Annotated in this window: 27 protein-coding genes and 1 pseudogene; 16 read left to right on the plus strand and 12 right to left on the minus strand. The window is 43.7% G+C overall.

Annotated elements, in window-relative coordinates:
- Position 1 precedes the first annotated feature (1 nt).
- On the minus strand, positions 2-352 hold the full coding sequence (locus ABD07_RS04485) for an allophanate hydrolase-related protein (protein ID WP_160817296.1): 351 nt from the start codon (positions 350-352) through the stop codon (positions 2-4).
- A gap of 678 nt (positions 353-1,030) precedes the next feature.
- On the opposite strand from ABD07_RS04485, the gene ABD07_RS04490 reads away from it, so the two are divergent.
- From ABD07_RS04490 to ABD07_RS04500, 3 genes are all read left to right on the plus strand, one after another.
- The gene (locus tag ABD07_RS04490) at positions 1,031-1,888 is read left to right on the plus strand and encodes a hypothetical protein (RefSeq protein WP_160817297.1); all 858 of its coding nucleotides are present in this window, start codon (positions 1,031-1,033) and stop codon (positions 1,886-1,888) included.
- A gap of 114 nt (positions 1,889-2,002) precedes the next feature.
- Entirely contained in the window at positions 2,003-2,212 is a 210-nt protein-coding gene (locus ABD07_RS04495) for a hypothetical protein (RefSeq protein WP_160817298.1), read from the plus strand.
- Positions 2,213-2,867: 655 nt separating this feature from the next.
- Positions 2,868-4,073, plus strand: coding sequence for a tyrosine-type recombinase/integrase (locus ABD07_RS04500; protein WP_160817299.1), 1,206 nt, complete (start codon positions 2,868-2,870; stop codon positions 4,071-4,073).
- On the opposite strand, the gene ABD07_RS04505 is transcribed toward ABD07_RS04500, so the two are convergent.
- The 4 genes from ABD07_RS04505 to ABD07_RS04520 all read right to left on the minus strand — a co-directional run bounded on the left by ABD07_RS04505 (position 4,074) and on the right by ABD07_RS04520 (position 6,104).
- Positions 4,074-4,280 (minus strand): helix-turn-helix domain-containing protein, encoded by a 207-nt coding sequence (locus tag ABD07_RS04505; RefSeq protein WP_160817300.1) that lies wholly within the window; start codon positions 4,278-4,280, stop codon positions 4,074-4,076.
- A 444-nt stretch (positions 4,281-4,724) separates the two neighbouring features.
- The gene (locus ABD07_RS04510; protein WP_160817301.1) at positions 4,725-5,048 is read right to left on the minus strand and encodes a hypothetical protein; all 324 of its coding nucleotides are present in this window, start codon (positions 5,046-5,048) and stop codon (positions 4,725-4,727) included.
- Between the two features lie 49 nt (positions 5,049-5,097).
- Complete coding sequence (locus ABD07_RS04515; RefSeq protein ID WP_205010659.1) at positions 5,098-5,799, minus strand: phage antirepressor KilAC domain-containing protein; 702 nt, start codon at positions 5,797-5,799, stop codon at positions 5,098-5,100.
- A 2-nt stretch (positions 5,800-5,801) separates the two neighbouring features.
- Complete coding sequence (locus ABD07_RS04520) at positions 5,802-6,104, minus strand: hypothetical protein (protein ID WP_160817302.1); 303 nt, start codon at positions 6,102-6,104, stop codon at positions 5,802-5,804.
- A 337-nt stretch (positions 6,105-6,441) separates the two neighbouring features.
- Here ABD07_RS04520 and ABD07_RS04525 point away from each other — a divergent pair, with 337 nt between their 5' ends.
- Positions 6,442-6,687, plus strand: a complete 246-nt coding sequence (locus ABD07_RS04525) for a hypothetical protein (RefSeq protein ID WP_160817303.1) — start codon at positions 6,442-6,444, stop codon at positions 6,685-6,687.
- A gap of 772 nt (positions 6,688-7,459) precedes the next feature.
- On the opposite strand, the gene ABD07_RS04530 is transcribed toward ABD07_RS04525, so the two are convergent.
- Positions 7,460-7,783 carry a hypothetical protein gene (locus ABD07_RS04530; protein WP_160817304.1) on the minus strand — a complete coding sequence of 108 codons (324 nt, stop codon included), beginning with the start codon at positions 7,781-7,783 and terminating at the stop codon, positions 7,460-7,462.
- 174 nt (positions 7,784-7,957) lie between these two features.
- Between ABD07_RS04530 and ABD07_RS14770 the strand changes: the two genes are divergently transcribed.
- The 5 genes from ABD07_RS14770 (at position 7,958) to ABD07_RS04555 (ending at position 12,072) form a co-directional block, all read left to right on the plus strand.
- The gene (locus tag ABD07_RS14770) at positions 7,958-8,221 is read left to right on the plus strand and encodes a hypothetical protein (protein ID WP_205010660.1); all 264 of its coding nucleotides are present in this window, start codon (positions 7,958-7,960) and stop codon (positions 8,219-8,221) included.
- Positions 8,222-8,224: 3 nt separating this feature from the next.
- Positions 8,225-8,785, plus strand: a complete 561-nt coding sequence (locus tag ABD07_RS04540; RefSeq protein ID WP_160817305.1) for a DEAD/DEAH box helicase family protein — start codon at positions 8,225-8,227, stop codon at positions 8,783-8,785.
- A 140-nt stretch (positions 8,786-8,925) separates the two neighbouring features.
- Positions 8,926-9,210, plus strand: coding sequence for a hypothetical protein (locus ABD07_RS04545; protein ID WP_160817306.1), 285 nt, complete (start codon positions 8,926-8,928; stop codon positions 9,208-9,210).
- A gap of 180 nt (positions 9,211-9,390) precedes the next feature.
- On the plus strand, positions 9,391-10,275 hold the full coding sequence (locus ABD07_RS04550) for a DUF2971 domain-containing protein (protein ID WP_160817307.1): 885 nt from the start codon (positions 9,391-9,393) through the stop codon (positions 10,273-10,275).
- Between the two features lie 93 nt (positions 10,276-10,368).
- Positions 10,369-12,072: a hypothetical protein gene (locus ABD07_RS04555; protein WP_160817308.1), complete on the plus strand. Its 1,704-nt coding sequence runs from the start codon at positions 10,369-10,371 to the stop codon at positions 12,070-12,072.
- Positions 12,073-12,234: 162 nt separating this feature from the next.
- Here the strand turns inward: ABD07_RS04555 and ABD07_RS04560 are convergent, their stop codons facing one another.
- The gene (locus ABD07_RS04560) at positions 12,235-12,516 is read right to left on the minus strand and encodes a hypothetical protein (protein WP_160817309.1); all 282 of its coding nucleotides are present in this window, start codon (positions 12,514-12,516) and stop codon (positions 12,235-12,237) included.
- A 21-nt stretch (positions 12,517-12,537) separates the two neighbouring features.
- Positions 12,538-12,926, minus strand: a pseudogene (locus ABD07_RS04565) (VgrG-related protein).
- Between the two features lie 403 nt (positions 12,927-13,329).
- On the opposite strand from ABD07_RS04565, the gene ABD07_RS04570 reads away from it, so the two are divergent.
- Together ABD07_RS04570 and ABD07_RS04575 are read left to right on the plus strand one after the other, a co-directional pair.
- Positions 13,330-13,818 (plus strand): defense against restriction DarA-related protein, encoded by a 489-nt coding sequence (locus ABD07_RS04570; protein ID WP_160817311.1) that lies wholly within the window; start codon positions 13,330-13,332, stop codon positions 13,816-13,818.
- Positions 13,808-14,299, plus strand: a complete 492-nt coding sequence (locus ABD07_RS04575; protein ID WP_160817312.1) for a thermonuclease family protein — start codon at positions 13,808-13,810, stop codon at positions 14,297-14,299. Before ABD07_RS04570 ends, ABD07_RS04575 begins: the two co-directional genes overlap by 11 nt.
- Before the next feature lie 78 nt (positions 14,300-14,377).
- On the opposite strand, the gene ABD07_RS04580 is transcribed toward ABD07_RS04575, so the two are convergent.
- Positions 14,378-14,794, minus strand: a complete 417-nt coding sequence (locus tag ABD07_RS04580; RefSeq protein ID WP_160817313.1) for a type II toxin-antitoxin system HicB family antitoxin — start codon at positions 14,792-14,794, stop codon at positions 14,378-14,380.
- Positions 14,791-14,976 (minus strand): type II toxin-antitoxin system HicA family toxin, encoded by a 186-nt coding sequence (locus ABD07_RS04585; RefSeq protein WP_160817314.1) that lies wholly within the window; start codon positions 14,974-14,976, stop codon positions 14,791-14,793. The genes ABD07_RS04580 and ABD07_RS04585 overlap by 4 nt, the downstream gene beginning before the upstream one ends.
- A 198-nt stretch (positions 14,977-15,174) precedes the next feature.
- On the opposite strand from ABD07_RS04585, the gene ABD07_RS04590 reads away from it, so the two are divergent.
- The 5 genes from ABD07_RS04590 (at position 15,175) to ABD07_RS04610 (ending at position 21,232) form a co-directional block, all read left to right on the plus strand.
- Positions 15,175-15,534, plus strand: a complete 360-nt coding sequence (locus tag ABD07_RS04590) for a hypothetical protein (RefSeq protein ID WP_275689486.1) — start codon at positions 15,175-15,177, stop codon at positions 15,532-15,534.
- Positions 15,535-15,544: 10 nt separating this feature from the next.
- Positions 15,545-16,231 carry a DUF2958 domain-containing protein gene (locus tag ABD07_RS04595; protein ID WP_205010661.1) on the plus strand — a complete coding sequence of 229 codons (687 nt, stop codon included), beginning with the start codon at positions 15,545-15,547 and terminating at the stop codon, positions 16,229-16,231.
- Positions 16,232-16,336: 105 nt separating this feature from the next.
- Positions 16,337-17,053, plus strand: a complete 717-nt coding sequence (locus tag ABD07_RS04600) for an MgtC/SapB family protein (protein WP_160817316.1) — start codon at positions 16,337-16,339, stop codon at positions 17,051-17,053.
- A gap of 441 nt (positions 17,054-17,494) precedes the next feature.
- Entirely contained in the window at positions 17,495-18,721 is a 1,227-nt protein-coding gene (locus tag ABD07_RS04605) for an EAL domain-containing response regulator (protein ID WP_160817317.1), read from the plus strand.
- Between the two features lie 78 nt (positions 18,722-18,799).
- On the plus strand, positions 18,800-21,232 hold the full coding sequence (locus ABD07_RS04610; protein ID WP_160817318.1) for a GAF domain-containing hybrid sensor histidine kinase/response regulator: 2,433 nt from the start codon (positions 18,800-18,802) through the stop codon (positions 21,230-21,232).
- Between the two features lie 263 nt (positions 21,233-21,495).
- Here ABD07_RS04610 and ABD07_RS15170 read toward each other — a convergent pair whose 3' ends face one another.
- Positions 21,496-21,627, minus strand: coding sequence for a hypothetical protein (locus ABD07_RS15170; RefSeq protein ID WP_275689487.1), 132 nt, complete (start codon positions 21,625-21,627; stop codon positions 21,496-21,498).
- A gap of 114 nt (positions 21,628-21,741) precedes the next feature.
- Complete coding sequence (locus ABD07_RS04615) at positions 21,742-21,897, minus strand: hypothetical protein (protein ID WP_160817319.1); 156 nt, start codon at positions 21,895-21,897, stop codon at positions 21,742-21,744.
- Between the last annotated feature and the right edge of the window lie 135 nt (positions 21,898-22,032).

Here is a 22,032-nt window from a genome sequence, read left to right on the forward strand (position 1 = left end):
GTCATCCACCAAACTGGGTTATTTCTTGCATCCCTTCGCACAGATAGGATTCTCCGAGGATTCCTAAGATTTCCCGGTTGTCAGCCAAGAGAATTTTTCCAACCGAGAGTCCGGCCGGTTCACGGCTTAATAATTCCCCGAGGTTAGATGAGTCTATCGACCATATCTCCAAGAATATTTGCCCGCCGCTGGCGCAGCGTTGCATTGCGGGGTGCCGATCGTTAATCGACCAAAGACGATAGAAAGGCGCGGTTAAGGTTTCTTCCACAAACACAGCACCTAACTCCAGCAGATTGTGGTTTAACGCTAAGCCTCTCATTAACGTACCGTTCACAGCTAGCTTAATTTTCATAATTTTATGATTATTAAATATATTAAGACAATGGATTGTGTTAATTTGTGTTGCGCGGAATTCCTAGCGTTGCGCTGACAGGATACTCATAAAGTAAAAAAACACTTAGGATTTTATTCCTAAGTGCCTGTTTTTGGTAGGTCGTGGCAGATTCGAACTGCCGAACAACGGATTAAAAGAAGCAGCCACCCGGAAATTTATGCCTGCAAAGTCGAAGAAAATATAACCACTTTTTTCGCACCGCCGCTTTTTACGAACTGAACCGAACCAATACCGAATCCGAGCAGCCATATACTGACCTTGGAGTTGCCCCCCTTTACTCAAAGCATTCTCAGGGGATGCCGGTTATCGAGACACAGCAGTTGATTTCGTAGTTAATGGATTAGGCCTGGCTTTGCACATTTCAGAGAAGATCGAAGGTAAATGGGCTGTTTTACCGAAGCGATGGGTGATCGAGCGTACGTTTCCCTGGCTTGGTAACTTTCGTCGTTTATCCGAGGATTTCAAAATTTTGCCTGCTACTGCCGAAAACATAATTTATCATCGCCATGATGAAAATAACACTTGCAAAATGCGTCTAATGTTTTACCAGACAACTTCTTAGTGCATTGCTAGACTGATGCCCTGGTATGGCTGTATTTTATTAACAGATTTGTAAATTCACACTAGGCTGACACGATGGCAAGACCACTGAAATACCCAAGATTGTTTCCTTTTTACACAGCAATTAACGACTTGAGCTCTTCATTGGCTTTGTATCGATATGCTGAGTACGGCTTGCTAATAAGAGAGAAACTCGAAATTGAAGGTCCTTATGCAATTCCAGATTCGTATTTTACTGCCTGGAGAGAGCATGGCGGTGGTAGTCGGTCAGGATTAGTTTTATCCAGTAATCATTCTGATTTTGACAACCATAAAAAAACTATATTGACCTACGCCAAAAATCAATTCTTAGTGAATGCGTTCTCTATATTCGAGTTCTTTATTGCTAATACAGTAATATTTATATGGATTTATTGTGATAGTAAAAGTGAAAGCAAGATGAGAAATGAATCCATATGGAAGCATCGTGATGAAATAAGAGAATGTGACAAGAATCTTAAATTTATTTGGAGCGAGGAGAAGAAAACTGAATTTTTAGAAAGCCCCGCGATAGCCAACATCGAGGATTATGAGTGGATGATGGATAATTACAAGACTAAAGAGCAAAAGAAGCGGATCCAGTTACTTGAGAATGTATGTGGTTTAAATATTCGAAATTTAAGCACAGTAGAAAATGGAATTTCATGTGACTGGAAAAAATTCAAATCCAATGAAAAGTTAAGAAACAATATTGCGCATACAGCAGGAAGAAACTCCCTGTACATTAACAATGGCCTTGTAAGAAAAGAAATAACCAAAGACGAAATATTGAATATATTTTGGTTTATTCATAATCTTATTGTAAATTTGAATGAGCAAATATATACCTCTGGAATATTTCACTATGAACGTCAAATACCAGACAGTGCGCCACGTAAAGATACGGTCAGCTGATGAATGTAAAGGTTATACTCGTGTGTTTAAAAGATTGGCGCTGGATGACTATCTGTAGGGATAGCACGTTACCTTGGAGTGAGTTGGGATCTGATTCCTCAGCAGTCCAACACAATGCCGAGCGAAGAGGTCATCAACTGGCAGCAAATACATAGGTCCGGCGCTCACCCCGACACCCTAACTGAAGTATTTCAACAATATCTCTATAGAACAAAGAATTATACATCGATCGAAGATACCCCGCTCTTATTTAATACCAATGACCGTCGGATTAACAATCTGGGGCTCTATCGGTTGATCAGCTATCAAGCCATCATCGACTAATAAGGGCAGGACGGACGCGCAAGAAAATAGGGATATGTCAGTCGCATTTTGGCTGAAAAACATTGGTAGATACCTGATGCCGCATCTTCCCTCATTAATCTCTGAAATGAGACAATCGTATCGCCCCCCTCATCAAAGCCGCCTCATTACGTGCAAGATTCACATCACAGCTAACCGTGATTGATAATAGGAAGAGGGGAATCAAAGAAAGCTAAATTAGCCTAATCCGTTGAATCAACTCTCCCTTCTTTGATTCTATAACCGCATCAACCAGTGCATAGCCGGATGGTTGTCCTTATTCTTTCGCCAGTATATTCAGGCGCAACGACTACTCACAATGTTTACAAAGATTTAATTGAATTAACTATTGAGTTCAAATAATTAAATTTTTTAGAAAATAAAAGGACTATAAGTCTATGACCTGTAGTCCTTTTATTTATTTTGGTAGGTCGTGGCAGATTCGAACTGCCGACCAACGGATTAAAAGTCCGTAATTCCACTTGTTTACGTATGTTTACGAAAGTCATCGAAAGTAATTCTATGTTGATATAAAGCCATTCTTCGGGTAATCTGCCGTTCACGATTGTTTATGGATGTATCTAAAAATACCCATAAGTTGTAACCCCAAAGTAACCCCGGCGTTACCCCGGACAGAATGGCAAAAAAATTCAATTTCACAAAAGCCGAAATAGACTCATTGCCCGTGCCGCCGCACGGCAAGCGGGACACCTATCATGACACAAAAACAGGTGGATTGCAGTTAAGGGTGTCGCATACCGGCATAAAAACTTTTAGCGTGTTCCGGCGCATGAAATGTGGTGAGCCTGAGCGCGTAACCCTAGGACGTTACCCGGACATGACAATTGATCAAGCCAGGCGAAAGGCGATGGAAATCAATCTGGCCATATCTGAAGGGCGCAACCCAGCAGAGAGAAAGCGCGAGAGTAGGGCGGAAATGACTTTTGCCGATCTATTTTCTGATTACATCGAACGACATTCCAAGCTGCACAAAAAAACCTGGCCGGAAGATGAAGAAAAATTCAGGAATCACATCAGCGGCGCAATCGGTAACAAAAAACTGTCCGCAATAGACAAAAATGACATTTCAATAATTCACGCTGCAATCACTAAGAAAGGCAATCCGGCAACCGCGAACCGCGTTCTTGCGCTCATATCGAGCATTTTTGGGTGGGCAATGTCTATCGGGATATGGCATATTAATCCGGCATCCGGGATCAAGCGTAACCGCGAAAAAAGCCGCGATAGATTCATCCAGGGCGATGAGTTCCCAAGGTTTTTTCAGTCCCTCGGTGAGGAACAAAACGAAACTATCCGGGATTATGTGCTGATGTCTTTATTGACCGGTGCGCGCCGCGCAAATGTTCTTAGCATGCGCTGGAAAGATATCAACTTTGACCGGGCAGAATGGCGGATACATGAAACCAAAAACGGAACACCGCAAACAGTCACTTTGAGCGAAGAATCAATTCAGGTATTGCGTAACAGAAAACCGGGCGGTGATGCTGTATTTGTGTTTCCCGGTACCGGTAAATCCGGGCATCTTGAAGAGCCGAAAAAAGGGTGGAAGAGAATCCTTGATCGTGCAGGAATCGAAAATCTGCGCATTCATGATCTAAGGCGGACGTTGGGAAGCTGGCAAGCCAAAACCGGCGCGTCACTGGCAATCATTGGGAAATCACTCAATCACAAAAACCATAACACAACCGCTATTTATGCCCGGCTTGATCTTGATCCAGTGCGTGATAGCGTAAATGCTGCTACCAGCGCTATGCTCACGGCTGCCGGTCTTAAAAATCCAGCGGATGTAGTTGTCAGCATTAAGCGAAAAAAATCAAAATAGTCACGCCACACGCTTTTTATTCAAGTAATCAATCAAGTCTTCTTCAGCATAGCGAACCTTCCCGCCCACTTTTATGAACGGAATTACCTCTTTACCGGTGCAGCGCCAATTTCTCAGTGTTGTTTCTTTGATCCCGATTCTGGCAGCTGCCTCAACTGGAGTGTAAAGCTTGGTGTCTCTAGTTATTATTTTATCGAGTGGTTGCATCGTCATTCCTTCGGATCATCCAGTAATTCTTGGTAAAGTTCTGGAGTTTTAATCTTTATTGGTCCTTGGTCTATCCAGGCAGTACTGGCTCATTTACGTCTCCTGTAGCCAAATAAAGGTCTGCGTAAATTAGCTATATAATAAACATGTGCTAGTGATACTAAATGCGTTAATGATACCCATCTGGTTTTATATCGAGACATCCTGACTATTTTCATTTGTTTAGCTCCTGCTATTTCACTGTGGTGAACGTAGTAAATTTAGTGGTTCTATTATCACTGCGCAAGGCGTGTAAAAATCTCAGTTGTGTGGATGTTATCTTTCTAACTTTACCGGTCACTTTTGAGCAAATAATTACATACTGATTATCGGGCGGCATCTCATCATCACCGTTAGTCCATGTTATTGTCATTTAATACCTTATCCTATTAGTTCTCATCGAGTTTATTGGTCATATTCGATCCTTTCGGTTATCCACTTGACAAAACCATCGCCATTTTCTAAAAGCTCTTCTTGGTGATCATTGTCAGCTGTTACTGTTTTTCCATCTACAGTCAAACCAACCCTGTACCAAGGCCTAGCATTTGATATTCTGTAATAAAAATGTTCTATGTCGAATACCTTTCCATGCTTAGGATCCAGCTTCCATTTTTCTGTATATGGTGAATCTTTTTCTAAATACTCTAATTTGATATTGCTATCTCTCAGATAAGCGATAATTGCTTCTTTGCTTTGACTTTCTAATTGATTTGCAGTTAATTCATTCATTCTTTTATCCTTTTGACCCCGCCGAAGCGGGGTGATGAATTATTATTAATCAAGCAGCTTCAAGTTCTATTGACAGTATTTGCGCTAATCTCGCTAAACCTTTCGGTGTTACGTGGCAATAAGGCTTCCTGCATTCCTGCCCAGAAGTCTCGTCAGTGTATTTAGCTTCCTTGTAGGTAAGGTATCCATTTTTGATGTACCTGTCGTAAGCCACCCATGCGCCATTTAGACGGTAAATCCATCCTTCGGCATTTAATCTGGCCGTTAAATCTTTTCGTTTCATTCCAAGGATTTTCGCAACCTCGGTAATGGTCAGTGCGTCTTTGTCGGCTGAAATTAGGTCGAGAGCTTCTGCTTTGGGTGCCAATTCTTTGACTTCAAGACGCAATCGTTCATTTTCCTCTTCCGATTCGAGCGCAAGCTTTAACAAGTCTTTTCTGGAAAGGTTTGCAATCGGATTGTTGACTTGGTGTTCCAATTCTTGCCAGCGGTCGATAATTTTTGCCCTGAGCTCAACACTGTAACCAGATACAACAACCATTGTGTCTCGATATGAAAGTCTAATTTCTTGGTAGGTTTGTCCATTCTGAGGGTGAATATAAGGGGTCTCGTTTCCAGAAACGACACCCTTTGAAGCTAATGATCTTATTGTTTTTAAAACATTGTCATGAGTGCTGCTGGTTAACTCGGCAATCTCGCGACTACTCATAGTCAAGTTTGGAGAATTGGCAATATTGATTAGATTGTTCATGATTAAGACTCCATGACAGATTTTGATTGTGAATTTCTAATGGGGAAAGGAATTACTTTGCACTTTGCGATGGATACACCGCGTAATCTGCGGATTTCTTTGATTCCTTTTACAGGATCGCCAAAGGGACGTAAATGTCGGGTAATTTCTCTCTCCGCCTCTGTCCAGTTATCCATGAAGTCAAAGATTTCCTGAAGCGCTTGCTTGCGAGCGTGAGCTTCAATCATTGCTGGTGTAAGGAGTGTTGCTTGGGGTGTTGATACTGACTTGCGACGTGCGGGTGCACGGGTAGATTTGGTTGCCATGATATGTGCCTCAAGTTCGTTGAACGAACCGCCACTCACTGTCAAATGAGGTGGGCGGAACTGAACGGGTTGACAGACCGGTGAGGCACCAGCGAGCCTTGCGGCTCCCCGCCCAGTCCGCCCATAAGCGAGCACACTGAAGCAATAAAAAAGCCGCTCAACGCAACGCTGACGGCTATCTGCCGCCTCATTCAGGCTGTCAAACCCGGCCACGGACTTTGCCGTGACTCTGGAAGAATAAACCCGAGTGGCTGAATTTGTCAATGATTTGGAATTACTGTAGTCTGCTGTTTGGTTCTTTTTAATGTGTGCAATCCATACATTGAACAGGTGAAATATGACGAAACAAGAACTTAACAGTATTGTTATCCGACTCATAGAAAGCCACAACCTTCCACCCGGCAATCCAATCGTACTAAGCGAAATATTGCTAGCAGAATTGGAAGAAAATTGGGATGAGATACCCACACAAACGCAAGCAGTTTTACTTTGTGTCATCGCTGCGCTGAAGAAACAGTTTGCCGAGGAACTTATATCTGAACTTGAGACGCGGGTAGTTGTGGATAAGCTTCGAGGAAAATAGCAGCAATCGAAATGCTTCAGGTCATGTCTGAGAAAGCTATCCCAATTGATAACGGCTATCAGATTCATGGGATAGCTGTCCACAAAAAACCCAGCACACCATAGGAGGGGGAGGGTGTACTGGGTTTAACTGACACAAAATCTAGTGGTGCTACCATCCGACTACGCGAGCTAACATGCGCTGGTTGCTGCGGTAATATCATGTCCAAGGAGAAATGATGATCAAATATTACCTCAAGTTTTAAGGAGCAATTCCGTAGATAAGATGGGCAAAAATACGTCATATTAAAATACTGAATTAATCCAACTATCCGAGTATCTCTAACCATCGAAGCTGAAATAAGTTTTGGACGTTCATTTGTAGCGCAGGTAATCATGATTCCACCTGCTGTGGGATTAATTCGTAGTGGGGGGTGGGCAGAACACAGTGACATCAAGGCTTCCAGTCATGCGGCCGAAGATCTTACGTCTTAAAGCTGTGTTCCACCCAATGAACGCGAAATAGGACGGGTGGAACTGAATGTCACGAATGGCTAAAGGTTTCCGGCCTCCATTAATAAACAAACAGCCCCACTCGTTTTCGAGAAAACCAGTGCGTGAAGTGAAAAGATAGGAGGTATACGCACCGGGTTTTAGGACAGTTCCAGCCTTCCGACTAAATGCCGGGGAGCATCCGGGCTGGTGCGGGCTATTCCTGAATCGGGATGCAGGGATAGACTTGCTAAGCATTATCACCGTAAACTGAATGAAGTTCCGTGCGCTCCCGAACATTTCTAAGCAGCCTCCGCCTTAACTTGATCACCCGCAATCACTCCGTTCTCAATCCAGTGCGCCTCAACCGCAGATGGAAGATTTGCCGGTTTTTCTTTCAGCGTACCGAACAACAGCACAGATTCAATCTCACCGGCGCGAGATAAGCCCAATAGCCACTTTAAGCACGCGCTGCGGCTTGGCAAATCAAGCAGATCGAATTCATCAGCCATTAAAAACTTGATCCCGGCCACATGGTTGATCGCCTCAGCAATCATCATGTTCGCGCGCCATTTTGCTGATGCGGATGCAAGACCATATGGGCGTCCGTCGTAGCTGATCGACATATCCGAGTTGATATACCGATGCCTTCGGCGTCACGTATGGTGAGATCGTCTTTTGCAGGATCAAACTCGTTTTCAGGATCACGGAGCTTATCCACAAATACACCGGCAGCGTCATCAGCAGTGACTGTATCGCCGGATAAGCGAGCTATGGGTTACTCTCATCCAGAGACTCATGTGAGTAACTATCAAGGCAAAATCACGAAAACTAAATTAACCAAGCATTACCCGCCCGACACCGTGGCCGCAATATTTCTATTGAAAAATCGCCACCCAGAAAAATGGCGCGACAAGGTTGAGGTTGGCGTTAACGTGAAACTCGACAGGGATCAGCTGACGCAAATTGAGCAAGTATTCATGGAAAAAATGGCTCAGTCGAGAGCGCGCCAGGAAGCCGTGTTGTTGGAGCGTGGTATTACCATAGAGCATGGGCAAGATTGATGCATGTCGACTCCAGGTCTCATATTTAATGATCCAAGGTACCCGGATTTTGTAGAAAGATATCACGCTGATCCGCTGCGGTTTGCAGTTGAGGTCTGCGGCCTGGTTCCATCGGAAGATCAAGAGGAGCTGTTTAATGAAATAGCCCCGGCAAATGCAAAAGTTAGCGTTGTATCGGGAACTTCGACCGGGAAAACCGCAGCTTTTGCCAGGATAGCGTTGTGGCACTTGTCGTGTCACCCGATAGCATCCTACGAAGGCAAGATCGAAATAGGTTCCAACACGTACATTGGCGCGCCGCGCATAAGCCAGGTTGCCGATGGTATTTGGAAGGAAATGAACGATGCCTACCTTGGTATTGCTTATGGCCCGCACAGCTGGATTAACGATTACTACGAAATAACCAAAACCAGAGTTTATGTAAAAAGATTTGAAGAGCAGTGGTTTATTTCGCAGGTTGCCATGCAGAAAGGGCAGGCAATCGGTGTGGCAGGGAAACATAGATATCAAACGCCACTTTGCTGGTTGATAACGGTGGGGTGGGTTCCACGGTTAATAAATTGATTGAGGCGTCTGGTGTTACGGTTGTGAGAGTCAATTGGGGCAAGCCATGTTTCAAGAAGGAATATCAGGATCGTTTTTACAATCGCCGCGCTTGCGCGATGGTTAGATTTCGTGATGCGGTCAGATCAGGGCGCGCGGTAATGCCGCAAAATATCGATAGAAAAATGCGGGAAAAGATATTGCTGCAAGGTGCCCGGCTGCCGTATCACTTTGCTGAGGCCGGTGGGCTTAAGTATGTCATGGAGAAAAAAGAAGAAATGCGGAAGCAAGGGATAAAATCCCCGGACATTATTGATGCGATGAGCTTTCCGTTTCTTGAGGATGCGACAAGCTACATGGTTTCTGCTGATGCGATGGTGGGGGGCGTCGATTCCGTGGCTGCTGCGGCGCAAAACAAGGCTGATGATTTGTTTGCTGGGGTTTGATTATCTTTTTAGAGTCTAGGATAAATAGGGTTATTAATAAAAGTGAGGTTTTATTTATTATTCTGGAGTGCGTAATAGATTATTTAATTCATAAGATTTATCATTCTTCCATAAAAACATTGACCGTAAAATTTCTAAACTAAATTTTTATCAAAAAAATAAATAACAGAACCTTGATACATGCCTTTCACTGATGATCCAAACTTAATTGCGCCAGAAGATCCAGATTGCACAATATGGCGCTACATGGATATAACAAAATTTTTGTCTTTGATCGACAAATCGAAGCTATTTTTTGTTCGTATTGATCGGCTAATGAAAGATGACGCTTATGAAGGTTTTTTTTCTGACTTCAACGTGCAGTTTGGAAATGAAGATTCAGAAATACACAAACAATTAGATAACTTAAGGGCAGAACTAATTGAGAAAGTTGAAAGTACTAAAATAAAAATGATGCAGGAAGAAAGTAAAAGCTCTGAAGAGGCTGAGAAATGGGGAGAAAAAGAATTAGATAATTTTGATAAACAGAGATCTAATATCTACTTGAGCAACAAGTGGATTCCAAATGATATGAAAAAATTCCACGATAAAGTGTTCATTGATTCCTGGCATATTCAAGAACATGAATCTGCTGCAATGTGGAAATTATACGCTGGTAACGCAAGCGGAATAGCAATTGAATCTTCATATAATAGGTTAAAAAATTCTTTAAAATCCTGTAATGAATATCAAGTAAATATCGGAACAGTGAAATATATGGATTATCGTAGGAATTATATTCCAGTACATTATCCGCTTTCTGTGTTTTTACATAAAAGAAAAAGTTTTGAGCACGAAAAAGAATTAAGAGCGCTGGTTATGGCAACCTCTAGCAGAGATTCTATTGAATATAAGGATATCTTTGGAATTGAAGTTTCAATTGTTTTAGAAGAATTAATTAATCGGATCTTTGTTTCACCAACTGCGGAGCCGTGGATTTTGCAACTATTACAGTCGGTAATTAAGCGGTACAAGTTAGATAAAGAAATAGTCCAATCTGATCTTATTTCAAAGCCTATCTATTAAATGCAGTGTCTTTTATTACAGAAAATTATGCATTTTTTCTCTAATATAAATATTTCTTTATTATCAAAGAGTATGAACTTCGGAGAAGATGAAATGAATATGAGTCATGATCAGGATCAGGATCACAAACGTCTAGCACAAGCAGAGAATCTGCAGTTATTAACCAGAGAGTTGAAATTAACAGATATACTGACGGTGCATACCTCGAATACAGATGGTTCCCCAAACTACTGCGGTATCTACTGCGCACTTGTGCCAAACGATCAAATTGATCAAGCATTATCGAGTTCAAATTGGGATCTTTTACATGGCCAGGGATTGCCAGATGACGCTATTTACAATATCCATGATAAGGAACAATATCGCTATCTCCGTTACGGGAAAGAGAGCGGCATTGAGCCTCTCGTTATAGACCGCTTTTTTCATGACCTGCGAGATAGCTATAATGAAATATCCGAAGAGTTTCGTTTATTTCATAATCTATACCATGACAGGAAGACGAATCAGTTCATAAAATTCGATAATGACGGGAACGAAACAGTAGTGGCAATTATTAAGGAAGATTGTATAAAAATCCGTGTAAAGGAGATTCGGCAGTTCTTGGCTATTAAAAACATGCATCTTTCGATTCAATTTGATTGTCGTGAGCATTCATTATTTTCATTGGAAGAACTTAGTTTGAAAGCTTGTGGCGAGTATCAGCGTAAAGATCTTAGCTGTTGGAGCCTCAATTATGGTGATGGCATTTGCATCAGCGAGCATCGCTCTTTCAGTCGACTGTTTGGAAAGCGGATGGTAGAACCTTTGCCGAAATCTAAGAGTGATTTTGGGAGCTTTGCCCAAGAGACCGAAAAAGAATATGTGGAGTTCATAATTAATGAGAATGAAAACGGTGATGTACTGACTCATACCTCAAATCCTGATAAATTGGCTAACAATTTCGGTGCTAACCCAGGATCTCCAAATTTTCTAACTTTAATACATTTTCGAAAGCAAGTTCTCGATAAATATTATCAGCAACCCTCCAAATATTTAATCGAAGATTCGATGCTAAGTTGTGGAAACCTTTGGAGTCTAAAGATAGACAATCATCATTCGGATAAAATTTGTGTTTGGTTAGGTGATTTGGGGAATATCTCTTACCAGGAACAACTGTACTGGCGTACATATAACATTCCCCCCCAGGGCACCGTAAGTGAGACATATTTCAAACGAGAAATGCTTGCGCAGTTTACTGACTCAAAACGCCCCGAACACAAATTTGCAAATAAATATCACCGCTTGCAAGAAGAAAGTGTCAATCGATTAGGTTGGGAAATTCTACTTCACTTGGATGAAGGAGACGATTATTACATCAAAGGTTTGCGAATTCCCGCGACAGAAGAACAGCGCGACTTTGATGAGTTGGTCTTAGGTTTAACAAAGTTGCTTATCGACTCCATAAATGAAAAGGATCTCAAAAAAATAATCCCTAAAGAGGATCTCCCAAATATTAAAGGAAGCATTAACCGCCTAGAGTACGTACTGAAAGCAAGAGGTGTCGAAGAGTATGATTCTCAAATTATGTTTCTTCGTAATCTACAAAGTTTACGTTCTAGTGGTGCCGCACATCGTAAAGGAGATACATATCGAAAAATTGCTGTCGTCTTCGGCGTAGATGACCAAAATCTAGTTACAGTATTTGCTGGGATAATGGATCAGGCCTTGAGTTTTCTAGATTTTCTATTAAATATCGTAGGCGGAGGTAAGTTGCAAGGCGCTAACAACGTTTTAAACGAGAACAATGAAAAGAGATAAGCTTTCGTCGCACCGCTTTTAGAACGACTTAGACGAATGTTTATTACCATTAATCAGTGGGAGGTCAATAAATCTTAATAACCTGATATCAGATTTATCCGTTGTAGTGAGCCATTAAGAGCAAAAACTTCCTAAGCTAACTTGGTCTTTTTAGACAAACCCTCAATTACTCAATCCTCCCGTAACAATATGCGCAATTCCCCGGTCTCTAACATCCTGACCGACATCTTGCTGCTGTGCGGCTGATGTCACAACCGTGTTTCTGCCGCTGCCAATATTGTTGATCATGCTTTCAATATTGGGCGCGTCCGGTATCTTTATCGGCGGAAGAACTTGCGGAGCGCTTGGCACGGTCACGGAAGCGGTTTGAACTTCTTTCGCCTTGGCCGGTAGCGATATGGTTTGCTGAGTGGCCAGCGCCACTAATTTTTTCTTTTCTTCCACGGCACGGTTCGCCGTCCCTACTCAATCATCCGGGCTTGACCTTTTGAATAGTGTTTCATTATTGGCAATCTTGTAATCTTGGATTGCCGATACGAAATCGGCATCGCTCATGCTGGCGGGATCTTTCCCTTTTAGAGCGTTCCCAATCAACCCGGATTGACCGCCAAACTCCAAACTGCATCTTGAACGGCAGCGCCGCGGCCAGATATATCGATGCCCGACTTCCTGAGCTTTTCGACCTGCGGATCAAAATGGGTTTCTTTGATAAAAGCGTGCTGCGCGGCTCCGAATTCGGGATCAGAGCGGGCAACTTCCTTCCACATCGAATTGAATTCCGGTGTTCCTGGTTTCAATCCTTTGAACTGTTCGCCATATTTGGTCGATTTCAGGAATTCTTGGAGCGTCCCCATATTCGAAGATAGTTGATAGGTTCCATAGGATACGCCACCGTGGTCAGGCTTGCTGTTGGGGGTTCCGAAATCGTTATTACGGAAGATGGGGTTACTATCAATGCACCAAGAATCGACCTGAACTAATATGCCCGGAATTGCGAGAGTTGATCAGGATTCTGCCGGTGCTTTAATAATTGGAGTTCTGGCCGGTAGCGTGTTTGTGAATGGCAAAAGCGTCGCTGTTTTGGGCGCTCAAGTGAGAATTCATAATACCGGGCCGCACACTTCCGCTGTAATGGCTGAATCAAGCGGTACCGTATTCGCTCACGGTATTGGCGTATGCAAAGCTGGTGATAAAGCCACCTGCGGGCACCCGGTCAATGGTAGCGGGAATGTTTTTTGTACTTAAGGGAATTTTAAAGTGAAAAATCTATTATTCGATTTTAATGACTTATCACCCAATGGAAAGGCCGCGAAACAAGTGAGTAGATACTTTGCGCAGGCCGGTTCTCATGTTGTTCAACAAGATGTATCAAGCCAGGTTAAGAGATCATCCGGGGTAAGCTATCGTGAAATGACGCTCACCTTTGCTGATTCTCAGAAAGTTACCATGAGAATAAAACAGACCGGCGATATCTACCAGGTGCTTTTGAACGGCAAATTGCTGCCGATAAAGAACCAGGATAGCCATGCTGACGCAATTGCAGAGATCGTAAAAGCGATGGATGCCGGAAGATCGAAGTACCAGAAATTGCTTGCCGCAGCCAAGGTCAAGCTGCCAGATGGGATTCGCACGGCAGCGCCCAAAATGAAAGCGGTTTTGACGGAGAAAAGGGATGCCTTAAAGTCCGCCATTGCAGAAGTTCGCGCGCAAATCGAGAAATACAAAACCGGGAGTATTGCGGCATGAAATTATTGAATTCAGTGATTTCAGTCTTGTTCTGTTGTTGTATGGATGCGGCGATCCTGTTTTCGCGGGTTCGACAATCAAGCCGGATGCTGTGGTTAAAGTGCATGATGGTGATACATTCCTGATTAATATTGCCGGGTGTCCGGATGTTCTGTGCCTGCATGTCCCGGTTCGCATGAATGGGATTGATGCGCCAGAGATCAGGGGCAAATGCCCGCAAGAAAAGTCCGGCGCTGTGGTGGCAAGGGATTTTTTGGCCAGAATACTTTCATCTGCTAAGCCTGGAACCATCGAGCTGAGAAATGTTGGCCGTGACAAATATTTCAGGATAAATGCCGATGTTTGGGTCGGTGGCGTGAATATCGGCCAGGAAATGATAAACAAAGGCATCGCAAGGGCGTATGACGGCGGCAAGCGTGGCGGGTGGTGTGGTCAGCAGCAATCAGGATCAGGAATTCTGGTGACCGCTACTAGGTTGTAATAAAATCTATTTTCAGCCTGTCTTTACTTCGCTGCGATCATAATTCTGCGTAGTCCAACCAAGCGCAAATCTATTTATTTACTCCAAAGACAGCACTAATTTCTTACCCAATGCGGCGGCGGCCTTGTCAAGCTGCCTAAGCGTTGCCCAGTGATGGGGATCTTCCAAGCGCTGCGCAGCTGGCCAGGATGTCTCAAGCGCTCTCGCTATTTCTGCAAGAGATTTGTCGCCGCGCGCCCATTTAATCAAAAGCGCTGACTGTATTTTTACATCTGGCGCGATGTAATAAGCATCTTGGATGCTCTCCGATGGAAACGGGGTGTCCTTGCCTGATTCAATATACTCTTCCAGCATTGCAGACAACACTTCAGCGCCATTAAACAAGCATTCTTCGATGGTTTCACCTTGCGTTATTGCTTCTGGAATATCAATAAATTGTACAAAGTACCCGGAAGGTTCTTGCGGTTCAAATTTTGCTGGATAAAGTGTATTCATTTTAGTTTAACCCCAGTTTGTTTTTCGATTGCTGACAGCAAACCTTTCCCTATCTCTGTAGAGCCATGCACGGGCACCGGAACACTGTGGTCGTTCTTACTCATAATGTGATGGCTTCCGCGAATGCGGCTGAGTTGCCATCCTTCATTTTCCAGTTTTTTGATGATTTGTTTGCCGTTCATGGTATAAAGATATATCAAAATAGATGCATTGTCAAATGATTATCTAACCGAAAAACTCATCAAATACAGTTCCGTAAGCGTCTTACCATGCCGTTTATGACGAATTCAACAGACACCAATTTTCTGAATATCGAAAACGACGCTCACGGCGGCGCTTTCGGTAAAAATTCCATTCCAGAACCAACACAAGCGTAGTGCTTGGCCGGAAACTACAAAGTGGGCAGAGTCTCTTTGCACGGCCTTTCCATAGCCATTGAACAGCCGCGCGGCACGTATCGCACCGGTATCGATCAAAAGACTGGCAAGCGATGGTCTTCTCGCATGGCCGCACATTACGGCTACATCAGCCGCACCAAGGGCGCGGACGGTGATGGTGTTGATTGTTTTGTCGGCCCATACCCGCAATCTGAGACCGCTTACGCCATCAGTCAGTACATTGATGGCCGCTTCGACGAACACAAGATTATGCTGGCTTTCCCTGATGAAGAAAGTGCCAGGAATGCTTATCTGCATAGCTACCAGGCGCATACGTCACACCGGATCGCGCAACCTGCTTAGAACCCCGGAAATGAAAGCCAAATATCCAGATATCGATAACCAGCCGCGCGAAGAGTTTGACTCCGCAAATCCCGATTCGCTTATCGTTTTAGATCAAGTGTCTGGAGTGGAGAAAATAAAGCTTATCAAGGAAGCTGCGGCCATCCGTTTAAATCTGCAAACTGTTCAATCCAGCGTGGAGAAACTGAAAATGGTTAAACGCGTAAGTGAAATTCGCGGCATCTTGGGCCTTGGCGGGGGCGATGACGAAAAACCAAAGCCAAACGAACCGGAAGTGCAGCCACAACCAGCCACCACGGAAGATGTTAACAGGGTCATGCCGCTGCTAAAGCAGTTCATTGGGGAAGCGCAATTATTGGTAATAAGTTCCGCCATGAACGGAGAGGATGGGCAGTCTTTCAAGGATAAATTAATCGAGATTGCCAACACAATACAGGCCATGCTGAAAACTTACGGCCAAGATGGCATGGGCGATGACGCAATCGCTTATTTGCACTATTTCAAAGGATCTGGTGATTGGTATATCACCGAGAAGGATATGGAGGATGAGCAATTGCAGGCTTTTGGGCTTGCAAATCTCGGGCAGGGTGGCGAACTTGGCTATATCAGCATTCAGGATTTGATTGATGCCGGTGTCGAATTGGATTTGCACTGGAACCCCAAAACTCTGAAGATTATTAGAGGTGGCGAAGACTGAGAAAGTCAGTAAGTGATCATCGGCATAGCCTTGCCTTACAATTACCTCTTGCTTCTTATGAAAAGGTATGCGAAGAATTACTTTTATTATTGAGGGGCAGGGCTAATGGAAGCCATTCAGAATATCGACCTGATTTCCCTGGGTGATACCATAATCAGTCTTTTCACTGCTTTTGTTCTTGGCGGAGTAATCGGCCTGGAACGTCAGTACCGCCAGCGTACAGCCGGTTTGCGTACTAATGTGTTGGTGGCAGTGGGCGCGGCCATCTTTGTGGATACGGCATATCGATTGTATGGTCACGATGGGGCAGTGCATGTTATGGCGTATGTAGTCTCCGGAATTGGTTTCCTCGGTGCCGGGGTTATCATGCGCGAAGAAGGTAATGTGCGTGGACTCAACACTGCCGCAACGCTTTGGTGTTCTGCTGCAGTCGGTGCTTGCGCGGGTGCGGATCTAGTTCTCGAATCTATACTTTCCGCAGCATTCGTACTTGCGACCAATACGTTACTGCGCCCTGTCGTTGACCGAATCAATAGGCAACCGCTTAATATTCCGGCCGTGGAAGTGACCAATACAATTTATGTCATAGCACCGATAAAGCATCGGAAAGATGCTTTACTCACCTTGGAGCAATTTCTTGAAGAAGCAAATTATCCGATACACGATTTAGTAATTCAGCCTTTTAGTACAAACGAAATCGAAATTAAAGCAACATTGGCGGCGGCATCGATAGAAAGAAATGATCTTGAGCGGGTGGCGCAACAGCTTTTAGCAACAGATTTCATTAGCCAAGCATTCTGGAGTCCTAGTACTACAGAGTAGTCGAGATAAACATTCTTGCAGCCTTCGAAGTCAGCTTAGCCAGATACGATATCCATTTTTCCGGATCTACGTTATTTCATTACTGTTGGGCAATAAAAAACCCGCTTGGGTGAGTTTGGTGAATGATACCTTTTGCTAAATAAATTATATTAACTGAGTGCAGTTACAGCATATTTCTTATCAGAAACAGCCCTGTGGAGCGTTCTTCGTTCCGCAGGGTTTTTTCTTTTCCAGAGCTGGAATTTGATCAATTTGTCGTTCATTCTTACGAAAAGATAATGTTTTTTCCGACGAAAGTTATCAGTGTTTCCTACAATAATTCATTGATTGATCAAATGAATATCTTTTTTGCTCTTATTTTTTAATATACAAATATACTTGATGATTTAAACTTTAGAACAATAGATTTTTCATCAATTGACTCAGTGGAAGAAATGAACAATGGAAGGAAACTACTTAAGTGTTCTGGTTGTTGAAGATGATAACTTTCAGCGACAGATGATAGTGAAAATGCTGCATTCCATTTTGAATGTGCAGTCGATCAAGGAGGCAAGCAATGGAAAATGCGCATTGGAGATAATCCGAGAACATAAAGAGAAACCTATCGATATTGTGATATGCGACTTAAATATGCCGCAAATGGATGGCTTAGAATTTTTTCGTCATATTGGTGAAGAGCAGCATAACATTTCTATTATTATAATTAGCGCCCTAAGCAGTAAACTTGTGCAATCGGCTGGCAAGATGGCGCGGATGTACGGCGTCAAGTTACTGGGTGCAATTGAGAAACCGATTTATGCGGTTAAACTCAAGGAACTGTTCATCCAGTATGAGCGCTCTGAGAACAAATGGTACTCACACGGGGGAAACGCAATCAGTTTCTCGCTGAATGAAATCATGCAGGGGATACGTGCGAAGCAGTTTGAACCTGTCTTCCAACCGAAAATAGACATGCAGACAAATCGTCTGATCGGTGCTGAAGCATTGGCGCGGTGGAATCATCCGGAACTTGGTTTAATCTCGCCGTATGCCTTTATTCCGGCGCTTGAGCAGAATAACCAGATCGATGAGTTAACTTTTCTGATACTGGAGAAAGCCGCTTCAGCATGTCGCTTACTTCACGACGCCGGTCACAAAATCAACCTGTCGGTGAATCTTTCATTGGCATCGCTAGATGATATTACACTGGCGGATAAAATTACTGGGGTTGTGAAAGAAGCAGGTATAGATCCTCGCTATATTACCCTGGAAATAACTGAAACTGCCGCAATGTCAGGAGTTGCGTATTCATTGGAGAACCTGACACGTTTGTGCATGAATGGGTTTGAATTGTCGATCGATGATTATGGAACCGGTTATTCCAGTTTACAACAACTCACCCGAATTGCATTTAGCGAGCTCAAAATCGATCAGTCATTCATCCAGGATTCTATTGCTAATGAAATGGCGCGGATCGTGGTGAAATCGAGTATCGACATGGCTCGTGAATTGAGTGTGAAGAGCGTTGCCGAAGGGGTTGAGACGCAGCAGGATTGGGATATGCTTAAGAATATGGGGTGTGATGTAGTGCAAGGCTACTTTGTTTCAAAGCCCATGAGTTTAGCTTCATTTATCAAGTATTCTGCCGAAAACTCTCCTAGATATAAAAATTCCCAGCTATTGTTTTAAATTTTTCCTTAGATGAGTAATCAGACTAACATTGATGGTCCTAGCGGACATTCACCCAGTTTGTGGTATAGCAGTGCTATGGAACAATTGGTGGAAGTGGTGCAAATGTTATCCATGGCGAGAGACTTACCGACGGTAATGGAAATTGTCCGCCATGCGGCGCGCAAATTAACAGGAGCGGACGGCGCCACATTCGTATTGCGCGAAAACGGTATGTGTTTTTATGCCGAGGAAGACGCCATAAGCCCGCTATGGAAAGGGCAGCGTTTCCCGATGAGTGCATGCATCAGCGGTTGGACCATGATAAACCGTCAGTCGGCCGTGATCGAGGATATTTATGCTGACTCTCGTATTCCCGCGGATGCTTATCGTCCTACTTTTGTACGTAGCCTTGCCATGGTGCCAATACGCACGCTCGATCCAATCGGCGCCATAGGGAACTACTGGGCCGAGCAGTATCATCCAACGCTCGAACAGATAAAAGTATTGCAAGCGCTTGCCGATACCACTGCAGTTGCCCTGGAAAATGTTCGAGTTTACGAAGAACTTGAGCAACGGGTAGAACAGCGGACTTTGGAATTGCAATCGATCCTTGATAACGTGCAAGTTGGAGTTATATTTGCCGTCGATGGCCGGGTAGTGAGGACGAACCCTAAAGTGGCTGAGATATTCCGTTTCATTACTGCAGGCGCTCTACTGGATATACCACTTAGAAGCTTATTCTGTAAACCCAATAAGGATGATTCATTGATTGATATTGCCAGACCATATCTGGATAAAAATCAAGTATTCAACATCGAATCGAATTTGCTGCGCCAGGATGGAGAAAATTTCTGGGCGCACCTTATTGCCAAATCGTTGCATCTCGGTAGTTATCCGGGCGGGGAAATCTGGGTTATTCACGATATCAACGAAATGAAGATCAAAGAAAGGAAACTCAAAGAACTGAAAAAATCCGCTGAGACGGCAAATCAGGCAAAGGATTCTTTTCTGGCGACAATGAGTCACGAAATCCGCACGCCTCTGGCTGGAATGCTTGGAATGCTGGAGCTTCTTTCTATGACGCATTTGGATAATGAGCAACAGTCGACATTGGATGCCGCCTGGAATTCTGGCAGGGGATTGCTGCGAATTGTCAGCGATATTTTGGATTGGTCTAAAATCGAAGAAGGCAAACTGGAACTGTCGATGCGCCCAACATCGATCAGACGGCTATTGCAGGAAGTGGTGAATACCTATTCGCGCGCTGCCAGTACTAAAAATCTAGTATTGTGGCAACAAGCCGATGACCGTATTGGTTCTTCCCATATCGTTGATCCACTGCGTCTTTCGCAAGTTCTGAACAATTTTGTTAGCAATGCTATCAAGTTTACCCAAGGTGGTGAAGTTGTAGTGCGTGCCGAATTGATAGATCGAACGGAAAACGGGGAGCGGATACGTTTTTCAGTTAGTGACACCGGTATAGGAATCGATGAGAAGACGCAACGGAAATTGTTCCAACGTTACCGTCAAGGCAATGCTGATACGGCTCGAATGTACGGTGGAACGGGATTAGGGTTGGCGATTTGCCGCCGCCTTGCGGAATTGATGGATGGATCCATTGAACTCGATAGTAAACCTGAGCAAGGATCAACATTCAGCATCATTCTGGCGCTGCCGCTAGGTGATGCACCCGGAGAAGTTGTGCGGTATCTCGATCACGAGACCGAACAACGCAGGGTTCTACCACTGTTCGAGCAAAGCGCGGATTCGCCGCTGGTGCTGGCAGTGGACGACCATCCGATCAATCGCGATTTGCTGGCGCGTCAAATCAAGTTGCTCGGCTTGCGCGTCAGAACCGCCGAGAATGGCCGAGAAGCGCTGCATATGTGGCGTAACGGCCAGTTTGCGTTAGTGATTACGGATTGCCACATGCCGGAAATGGATGGTTATGGTTTGGCAAAGTCGATTCGCAAGATTGAGTCTGATCAGAAATTAAAACCTATTCCGATTATCGCTTGGACGGCAAATGCGCTTGATGAAGAGGTTCGAAATTGCCGTGCTGCAGGTATGAATGAATTGCTGGTAAAACCTGCAAATTTGGCGCAGCTTAAAGCCGTACTGGTAAAATCTCTGTCAATTGCTTTAACCGGAAAGAATGAAACCCGAGCGTTAGTAGAATCGGAGCTTTGTGATAAAACCCGTGTAATAGATTTTTCAGAATTAAGCAAAGTTGTTCCTGATGCAGCTGATCATATTCAAGTTTTGAGGGATTTCCAGGTTCATATCCGCAATGACTACAATGAGTTGCTTGAAATACTAGAAAAAGATGAATTGGTTATTGTGGGTGAAATTGCGCATCGTATGGTTGGTTCCAGCCGGATGGTCGGCGCTAAACAATTAGCCAAAGCTTGCAAAGCAGTTGAGTGGTCCGCTCGCAGAAAAGATTCAGCCGGCACCAAAAAAGCGAGGGAATTATTGGATGATGCCATCAAACTGTTCGATAACTTCTTGTTGCAGAAAACTGATTAAAAATCCGCTCTGATTATAATTAATTACGCAATTAGAGTGGAGTATTCAAATAATTATCTTCAATTCTCGACAGCTTCTCTTCCTAAAAAAAGATCATTAAATGGCCGCAATTTTATTCCGCATGACACTTACAAGACAGCCCGGCCGTCAACATTGACGTGATAAATAGGCCATGGTGTCATAGAATTATCATGGTAATCTAACTGTTTATAGTCAAATACTTGAATTGTAAAATTTTTTCCTGCTAAGGTTTGTAATACACCTTAACCGTTATCATAAGGGTAGCGCAGCTCCTGCTCCGATGGTACACCGGTCAAACAATCGCTATCCATGCTATCGGAATCCGTTGATTGGTCACAAGTCGCGGCTTGCGTTTCCAGCAAATCAAACTTCATCTGCTACGGTCACAGTGCACAACGTTTGAATATTGTTCCGGATACCTGCAACGCGGCTATTAATTACGGCTGGATTTCACCGAAGAAAATGTGAAGCGGAAGCAAGAATTCGCTTCAATCTTCAATATGAAGCATACCGTCTGAGAATGTGAAGCTTTCTTCGTCGAAAGCATCAATTAGTGGAATGTCTTCGGGAAATATTGCTTCTACGTTACTGCGATTAAAATTAACTGGTTCGGTTACACTAGTATTATCTTTTTGAATAAACATAGTTTTCCTCTCTTTGTTAATTGAAGAAATATCATTATGTGTAAGAAATCTCAGGGTTGTTTACAGAGAGGTTGATAGAAATAAGCGTTGAGTATTTCATAAGGAGTGGCATTACTCAAACTCTTATGTGGCTTC

This window comes from Nitrosomonas oligotropha (assembly GCF_009833085.1).
GTDB lineage: Bacteria > Pseudomonadota > Gammaproteobacteria > Burkholderiales > Nitrosomonadaceae > Nitrosomonas > Nitrosomonas oligotropha.

What these genes read in the sequence shown, in the direction of transcription:
- ABD07_RS04485 (WP_160817296.1), bottom strand. Translation starts at nt 352, where the DNA reads ATGAAAATTAAGCTAGCTGTGAACGGTACGTTAATGAGAGGCTTAGCG.
- ABD07_RS04490 (WP_160817297.1), top strand. Translation starts at nt 1,031, where the DNA reads ATGGCAAGACCACTGAAATACCCAAGATTGTTTCCTTTTTACACAGCA.
- ABD07_RS04495 (WP_160817298.1), top strand. Translation starts at nt 2,003, where the DNA reads ATGCCGAGCGAAGAGGTCATCAACTGGCAGCAAATACATAGGTCCGGC.
- ABD07_RS04500 (WP_160817299.1), top strand. Translation starts at nt 2,868, where the DNA reads ATGGCAAAAAAATTCAATTTCACAAAAGCCGAAATAGACTCATTGCCC.
- ABD07_RS04505 (WP_160817300.1), bottom strand. Translation starts at nt 4,280, where the DNA reads ATGCAACCACTCGATAAAATAATAACTAGAGACACCAAGCTTTACACT.
- ABD07_RS04510 (WP_160817301.1), bottom strand. Translation starts at nt 5,048, where the DNA reads ATGAATGAATTAACTGCAAATCAATTAGAAAGTCAAAGCAAAGAAGCA.
- ABD07_RS04515 (WP_205010659.1), bottom strand. Translation starts at nt 5,799, where the DNA reads ATGAACAATCTAATCAATATTGCCAATTCTCCAAACTTGACTATGAGT.
- ABD07_RS04520 (WP_160817302.1), bottom strand. Translation starts at nt 6,104, where the DNA reads ATGGCAACCAAATCTACCCGTGCACCCGCACGTCGCAAGTCAGTATCA.
- ABD07_RS04525 (WP_160817303.1), top strand. Translation starts at nt 6,442, where the DNA reads ATGACGAAACAAGAACTTAACAGTATTGTTATCCGACTCATAGAAAGC.
- ABD07_RS04530 (WP_160817304.1), bottom strand. Translation starts at nt 7,783, where the DNA reads ATGTCGATCAGCTACGACGGACGCCCATATGGTCTTGCATCCGCATCA.
- ABD07_RS04540 (WP_160817305.1), top strand. Translation starts at nt 8,225, where the DNA reads ATGTCGACTCCAGGTCTCATATTTAATGATCCAAGGTACCCGGATTTT.
- ABD07_RS04545 (WP_160817306.1), top strand. Translation starts at nt 8,926, where the DNA reads ATGCCGCAAAATATCGATAGAAAAATGCGGGAAAAGATATTGCTGCAA.
- ABD07_RS04550 (WP_160817307.1), top strand. Translation starts at nt 9,391, where the DNA reads ATGCCTTTCACTGATGATCCAAACTTAATTGCGCCAGAAGATCCAGAT.
- ABD07_RS04555 (WP_160817308.1), top strand. Translation starts at nt 10,369, where the DNA reads ATGAATATGAGTCATGATCAGGATCAGGATCACAAACGTCTAGCACAA.
- ABD07_RS04580 (WP_160817313.1), bottom strand. Translation starts at nt 14,794, where the DNA reads ATGAATACACTTTATCCAGCAAAATTTGAACCGCAAGAACCTTCCGGG.
- ABD07_RS04585 (WP_160817314.1), bottom strand. Translation starts at nt 14,976, where the DNA reads ATGAACGGCAAACAAATCATCAAAAAACTGGAAAATGAAGGATGGCAA.
- ABD07_RS04595 (WP_205010661.1), top strand. Translation starts at nt 15,545, where the DNA reads ATGAAAGCCAAATATCCAGATATCGATAACCAGCCGCGCGAAGAGTTT.
- ABD07_RS04600 (WP_160817316.1), top strand. Translation starts at nt 16,337, where the DNA reads ATGGAAGCCATTCAGAATATCGACCTGATTTCCCTGGGTGATACCATA.
- ABD07_RS04605 (WP_160817317.1), top strand. Translation starts at nt 17,495, where the DNA reads ATGGAAGGAAACTACTTAAGTGTTCTGGTTGTTGAAGATGATAACTTT.
- ABD07_RS04610 (WP_160817318.1), top strand. Translation starts at nt 18,800, where the DNA reads ATGGAACAATTGGTGGAAGTGGTGCAAATGTTATCCATGGCGAGAGAC.
- ABD07_RS15170 (WP_275689487.1), bottom strand. Translation starts at nt 21,627, where the DNA reads ATGAAGTTTGATTTGCTGGAAACGCAAGCCGCGACTTGTGACCAATCA.
- ABD07_RS04615 (WP_160817319.1), bottom strand. Translation starts at nt 21,897, where the DNA reads ATGTTTATTCAAAAAGATAATACTAGTGTAACCGAACCAGTTAATTTT.